We start from the raw sequence: 5,890 nt of genomic DNA, 5'->3' as shown, positions 1-5,890 counted from the left end.
CAAGCCGCCGCCCGGCCGGGCCGCCGGGGCGCCGCCACCGACCCGGGCCGCCGCGCCGCCCCGTGGTCCGGTCATGCCGCGCCCTTCCGGTTCCGGAGCCGGGGGAGCGGGGGCCGGGGTGCATCCCGCGTCGCAGGCCCCCCGCGACGGCCGGGTCACCCGCGGCCCGTCGATGCCGGACTGGCGCCGCGTCCGTCGTGCCACCCGCGGGCGCTGGAAGGCCGTGCTGATCCTGCTGCTGGTCGCGTTCGTCGGGTTCGGCGTCTACCTCGACCAGAACATGACCCGGGTGCAGGCGCTGCCCGCGGACTCCCAGGCGTCGTCGTCGGGGACGAACTACCTGATCGTGGGATCGGACAGCCGCGAGGGACTCTCCGCCGAGGACGAGGAACGCCTCGCCACCGGTGACGCGGCGGGCCAGCGCACCGACACGATCATGCTGCTGCACACGGGCAGCTCCGGCAGCGTGCTCGTCTCCATCCCGCGCGACTCGTACCTCCCGATCCCCGGGAGGGGCAGCAACAAGGTCAACGCGGCGTTCGCGTTCGGCGGCCCGGAGCTGCTCGTCGAGACCGTCGAGGCCGCGACCGGCCTGCGTATCGACCACTACGTCGAAGTCGGCTTCGGCGGGTTCGTCGGCGCGGTCGACGCGGTCGGCGGGGTGGACATGTGCGTCCCCGGCGCCATCGACGACCCGAAGGCGGGCCTCGACATCCAGGCGGGCTGTCAGGAGCTGGACGGGACGACCGCGCTCGGCTACGTCCGCACCCGCGCGACGCCCGGCTCGGACTTCGACCGCGTCCAGCGTCAGCGCGAGTTCCTCTCCGCGCTGCTGGGCAGGGCCACCAGCCCGCTCACGCTGATCAACCCGTTCCGGATGGTCCCGCTGGCGTCCGCGGTGACCGGCACGATCACCGTCGACGACTCCGACCACATCTGGAACCTCGCCGGCCTGGCCTGGGGGATGAAGGGCGTCTCCGGCGGCGACGGCGTGCAGACGACCGTCCCGATCGGGGGCAGCGCGGGCGGGTCGAACCTGCGCTGGGACCGCACCCGGGCCCAGGCGCTGTTCGGCGCCCTGCAGAACGACCAGGCGCCGCCGGAGTCCAGCTTCGGCCCCTGAGGGCGCCGGTCAGGCGGTCTTCTTCGTCGACCGCCGACGTGTGGTGGCCGGCTTCGCGGGCTTCGCGTCGTCGGTGCCGGTCCCGGCGTCCTTCTCCTCGGTCTTCTTCGTCCGGGAGGACGACCGCCGGGCCGGGGTCTTCTTCTCCGCCGACCCGGACCCCGAACCGGACCCCGACCCGGAGTCCGACTTCGTCGACCGGGCCGCGTCCACACTGGCCTGCAGCGCCGACAGCAGGTCGCTCATCGAGTCCCCGCCGTCGTCGGCGGCCTCCGCGGCGGGCGCCGGGCGGGCGTTGCCGTCGGAGCGCTTCGCCTCGATGAGGTCGGCCATCGCGTCGCGGTACTCGTCGTGGAACTCCGACGGGTCGAAGTCCGCGCCCATGCTCTCGACCAGCGACGACGCCATCTTCAGTTCCTGCGGCTTGAGGTCGACCTCGTTGTCGAGGATGTCGAAGTCCGGCTCGCGGATCTCGTCCTGCCAGATGAGGGTCTGGAGCACGATCGCCTTGCCGCGCACCCGCAGCAGCGCGAGGGTCTCGCGCTGGCGCAGCGCCACCTTCACCACGGCGGTGCGGTCGGTCTCCTCGAGTGCCTCGCGCAGCAGCGCGTAGGGCTTGGCCGCCTTGGTCTCCGGCTCGAGGTAGTAGCTCTTGTCGAACAGCATCGGGTCGATCTGGTCGTTCGGCACGAACTCGATGACGTCGATCTCGTGCCCCGTCCGCACGGGCAGCGACGCGAGGTCGGAGTCGTCGAGGGTGATCAGCTCGCCGTCGGGGGTCTCGAAGCCCTTCACGATGTCGGCGTAGGTGACCTCCTCGCCGCACACCTCGCAGGTCCGCTTGTAGCGGATGCGGCCGCCGTCCTCACCGTGCACCTGGTGGAACCGGACGTCGTGGTTGGACGTCGCCGAATAGACCTTGATCGGCACGCTGACCAGCCCGAAGGACACGGCCCCGCTCCAGATCGCGCGCATGCGGTTCCCCCTCGCGTGCCGTCCGAAGTGACAGCATGACGGTGTGCAGCCCATGCTCGCCACCCCCGGACCCCTGCCGACCGGGGCCGGCTGGTCGTTCGAGGTCAAGTGGGACGGCATGCGCGTGCTGGCCGAGGTCACCGACGGCGGTGGCGGACCGGCACTGCGCCTGCGTACCCGTTCCGGCCGCGATGTCACCGCGAACTTCCCCGAACTCGCCGGTCTGGTGGACCTGGCCCCCGACGTGCTCCTCGACGGCGAGGTGGTGCTGCTCGACGGTGGTGTCCCCAGCTTCGCCGCGCTCGCCCACCGGATCCACGGCCCCGCGGGCGGCCGCCCGGTCACGTTCATGGTGTTCGACGTGCTGCGCCTGTACGGGGTGCCGCTGCTCGACCGCCCGCTGGCCGAGCGCCGGGCCACCCTGGAACGGCTCGACCTGTCCGCGACCCCGCACGTCGAGACCTCGCCGCTCTACCCGGACGGGGCCGCGCTGCTGGAGGTGACGGCGTCGCGGGGGCTGGAGGGCGTCGTCGCCAAGCGGGCGGACTCGCGGTACCGGCCGGGCCGGCGCAGCCCGGACTGGGTGAAGGTCGCCCACCGGCACTCGCAGTCCTGTGTGGTGGGCGGCTGGAGACCCGAGAGGTCCGGTGGTGCGGGGCGGATCGGGGCGCTGCTGCTCGGTGTCCCCGGGCCGGACGGGCTGGAGTTCGCCGGCCGGGTCGGGTCCGGGCTGGCCGGGACGGCGGTGCAGGAGCTGCTCGCCGCCCGGCTGACCGGGGCACCGGAGTCGCCGTTCGCGCGGGTCCTGCCCCGGGTCGACGCCGCGGGCGCACGCTGGTGCTCCCCGACGGTCGTCGCCGAGGTCGCCCACCTCGGGTGGACGGCGGCCGGCCGGCTGCGGCAGCCGGTCTTCCGCGGGATCCGCGACGACGTCGACGCCGCCGACGTCCGCCGGGAGCCCCGCTGAGGACGGCTGATCATCACCCGTTCGCGTGGTCCGCGCGGCGATGTGGTTCGGTGTGCCCGACATCGACGACCCGGAGGTGACGCGCGTGGCGGTCATGCTGACCTGGCGGTCCGACCCCGAGACCGACGGCGCCGCGGGCATGGAGTCGGCGCGCATCACGACCAACGGCGGCGGGTTCCGTGCCGTCGGCCGGATCATCCGCGGCGGGGAGGGCGGGGTGCTCACCGCGTCCTACCGGCTCGTCGTCGCCGGCGACGGGACGCTGTCGCGGCTCGCCGTCGACGTCGCCACCGCCGAGGGGGAGCAGCAGCTCACGCTGTCGCGCAGCACCGACGGCGTCTGGCTGGTCGACGACGGCTCCGGCGGCAGCCGGGGTCACTTCGGCGGCGCCCGCGACGTCGACCTCGCCTTCAGCCCGGTGTTCAACGCGCTCCCGGTCCGGCGCCTCGCCCTGCACCGTGAGCCCGCCGAGCACGTGCTGCCGATGGTGTTCGTCGACCTCCCGACACTGACCGTCGAGAACACCGAGCAGACCTACCGCACCGTGACGGCCGGGTCGCCCGGCACGCCCGCGGTCGTCGGCTTCGCCGCGGGTTCGTTCGCCGCCGACATGACCGTCGACGACGACGGCTTCGTCCTCGAATACCCGGGCATCGCGTCCCGGGTGACTCTCTAGCGCTTCACCGGCTCGACGACGTCGCCGCGGCGGCCGAGCTCGCGCAGCTCGGCGAACACGTCCGGTGCGCCGAGGTCGACCGGCACCTCCAGCGGCTCGCGGGTCGAGGCCCACCGCATCCGCGCCTCGTGCCCGGAGCGCACGGTCGCGGCCAGCCCACCGGTGGAGGCCAGCGCCCCGCGCATCGCGCCGAGCCTGCCCAGCGCGTCGTCGACGGCGGCGAGCAGCGCGCCCCGGTTGCCCTCGCACATCGCCAGGACCAGCTCGGGCCGGGTCCCGGCCACCCGGGTGCCGTCGGCGAACGAGCTCGCGGACAGGGCGAGGGCGAGGTCGTCGCCCTGCTCACCGGCGCCGACGGAGGCGAGCACCGCGGCGAACAGGTGCGGCAGGTGCGAGATCCGGGCGACGGCGACGTCGTGCTCGTCGACGGCCGCGGGCACCACCCGGGACCCGCAGTCCCAGGCCAGCTCGGCGACGTCGCGCCACACCTCGACGTCGAGGCCGTCGTCGGCGGCGGCCACCCAGGCGGCGCCGGCGAACAGGTCCGCGGACCCGGCGGGCCAGCCGGACTCGGCGGTGCCGGCCATCGGGTGCCCGCCGACGAACCGGGTGCGCGGTGCGAACTGGGCGACCGCGTCGGCGACCGGCACCTTCACGCTCACCGCGTCGGTGAGCCGGCAGGTGGGGGCGACCGCGTCGACGCGGCGCAGCACCGCCTCCAGCGCGGTCAGCGGGACGCACACGACGACCAGCGCGTCGGCCTCGGCGGCCCGGGCCAGCGCGGCGTCGATGTCGGTGGTGACGTCGAACCCGTCGGCGACGGCGGCAGCCGCGGTGGGCTCGGACGCGGCGGTGCCCCACACCTCACGCCCGGCGCGGGCCGCGGCCCGCATCAGCGACCCGCCGATCAGTCCGGTCCCCAGCACGCACACCGCTCGCATGCGTCACGAGGGTAGAGACCGCGGTTCCCGGCCCCGCGCGGACTCCGCTCGTCGCACCGCCCGACCCGGTGATCACCGGTTGTGGAGCGCAGAGGCACGGACAGCGCACTCCGGACTCCACAACCGGTGATCATGGGCCGGCGAGCAGCGCGGCCCCGCGCGGGGAGAGCCGGTAGCCGACCTCCAGGCTCTCGGTCAGGCCCAGCTCCTTGAGCGCGCGGACGTCGCGCTTGAACGCCGGGGTGTCCCGCCCGGCCCGCTCCGCGAGCTCGGCGGCCCGTACGCCGGGCAGCTCGGCGACCAGCCGCAGCGTCGGCCGGGTCCAGGGCCCCCGGCGCGACCGGCGGTCCATCCGGTCCAGGGCCGCGACGACGTCGTCGAGGTCCCCGGTCGCGTCCCGCAGCGACTCCCGCGGGTCGGCCCCGGCGAAGCGCAGCCCGATGCGGAACACCGGGTCGGACCGCGTTCCGCGGAACGCGCGGCGCATCCGGTCGGCGGAGGGCTCGCCCGCGGCGCGGGCGTCGTCGTCGGTGATGCGGTCCGGGTCCACCTCGTCGACGGCGACGACCTCGACCACCCCGGCGGCGGTGCGCAGCGTCGAGCCCACGGCCACCCGCGACCGCGCCCAGCGGCGGTACACGCGGTCGACCTCGCCCGCGGCGACCCCGCGCGCCACCGCCACCGGGAGAATCACCGCAACGCCCTCTCCAACGCCCGCGCCAGCCCCAGCAGCACGTCCTCCCCGACGGTGATCCCCACCAGCTGCACCCCCGCGGGCAGCCCCGGCACCGGGACCGGCAGCGCGACGACGGGCCGGTCGAGCAGGTTGAACGGCGAGGTCAGCTGCAGCATCGACGGCAGCACCGGCACCCCGTCGTGCTCGGTCGCGCCGATCGGCGTGGCCCGCAGCCGGGTGGTGGGGCAGAGCAGCACGTCGCAGGAGGCCCCGAGCCGGTCGAGCAGGGCGCGCCCGACCCGGCGGCGCTCGCGCCGGGCGTCGACGTACAGGTGCGCCGGCGCCTCCGCGTGCGGGGCGAGCCGGGCGGCCGTCGCGGGCTGGTACTCGTCGCGGCGCTCGGCGAACCAGCGCCGGTGGGTCGCATAGGCCTCCGCGCCGGTGATCACCGGGTAGGTGGCGGCGAGCTCGGCCACGCCGGGGGTGTCCTGGGCGGCGACGGGTGCGCCGAGCGCGGTGAGCGCGTCCGCCG

At 75.2% G+C, this 5,890-nt stretch carries 7 protein-coding genes; 3 read left to right on the top strand and 4 right to left on the bottom strand.

Translation table 11 applies throughout. The features are described from left to right. The coding region (locus tag NH602_RS27345) for an LCP family protein (protein WP_308292885.1) at positions 1-1,123 on the top strand (1,123 nt) is incomplete at its 5' end. Between the two features lie 9 nt (positions 1,124-1,132). Here the strand turns inward: NH602_RS27345 and NH602_RS27340 are convergent. Next, positions 1,133-2,098, bottom strand: coding sequence for a Ku protein (locus NH602_RS27340; RefSeq protein WP_253069292.1), 966 nt, complete (start codon positions 2,096-2,098; stop codon positions 1,133-1,135). A 52-nt stretch (positions 2,099-2,150) separates the two neighbouring features. Between NH602_RS27340 and ligD the strand changes: the two genes are divergently transcribed. Both ligD and NH602_RS27330 read left to right on the top strand, forming a co-directional pair. Then, complete coding sequence (gene ligD / locus NH602_RS27335; protein ID WP_253069293.1) at positions 2,151-3,065, top strand: non-homologous end-joining DNA ligase; 915 nt, start codon at positions 2,151-2,153, stop codon at positions 3,063-3,065. A gap of 52 nt (positions 3,066-3,117) precedes the next feature. Beyond that, positions 3,118-3,741 (top strand): putative glycolipid-binding domain-containing protein, encoded by a 624-nt coding sequence (locus tag NH602_RS27330; protein ID WP_253069291.1) that lies wholly within the window; start codon positions 3,118-3,120, stop codon positions 3,739-3,741. On the opposite strand, the gene NH602_RS27325 is transcribed toward NH602_RS27330, so the two are convergent. From NH602_RS27325 to NH602_RS27315, 3 genes are all read right to left on the bottom strand, one after another. Beyond that, a complete protein-coding gene (locus tag NH602_RS27325) occupies positions 3,738-4,682 on the bottom strand; it encodes a prephenate dehydrogenase (protein WP_253069290.1) in 945 nt (314 codons plus the stop codon). The genes NH602_RS27330 and NH602_RS27325 overlap by 4 nt on opposite strands. 130 nt (positions 4,683-4,812) lie before the next feature. Then, positions 4,813-5,376 carry a hypothetical protein gene (locus NH602_RS27320; RefSeq protein WP_253069289.1) on the bottom strand — a complete coding sequence of 188 codons (564 nt, stop codon included), beginning with the start codon at positions 5,374-5,376 and terminating at the stop codon, positions 4,813-4,815. Next, positions 5,373-5,890: amidase family protein (locus tag NH602_RS27315; protein ID WP_253069288.1), on the bottom strand; the 518-nt coding region annotated here is incomplete at its 5' end. The genes NH602_RS27320 and NH602_RS27315, both read right to left, overlap by 4 nt.

The organism is Pseudonocardia sp. McavD-2-B (genome assembly GCF_024124365.1).
Lineage (GTDB): Bacteria > Actinomycetota > Actinomycetes > Mycobacteriales > Pseudonocardiaceae > Pseudonocardia > Pseudonocardia alni.
This window is presented reverse-complemented; position numbering and strand designations above follow the sequence as displayed.

Coding starts and splice junctions, on each gene's coding strand:
- NH602_RS27340 (WP_253069292.1), bottom strand. CDS start 2,098: ATGCGCGCGATCTGGAGCGGGGCCGTGTCCTTCGGGCTGGTCAGCGTG.
- ligD (WP_253069293.1), top strand. CDS start 2,151: ATGCTCGCCACCCCCGGACCCCTGCCGACCGGGGCCGGCTGGTCGTTC.
- NH602_RS27325 (WP_253069290.1), bottom strand. CDS start 4,682: ATGCGAGCGGTGTGCGTGCTGGGGACCGGACTGATCGGCGGGTCGCTG.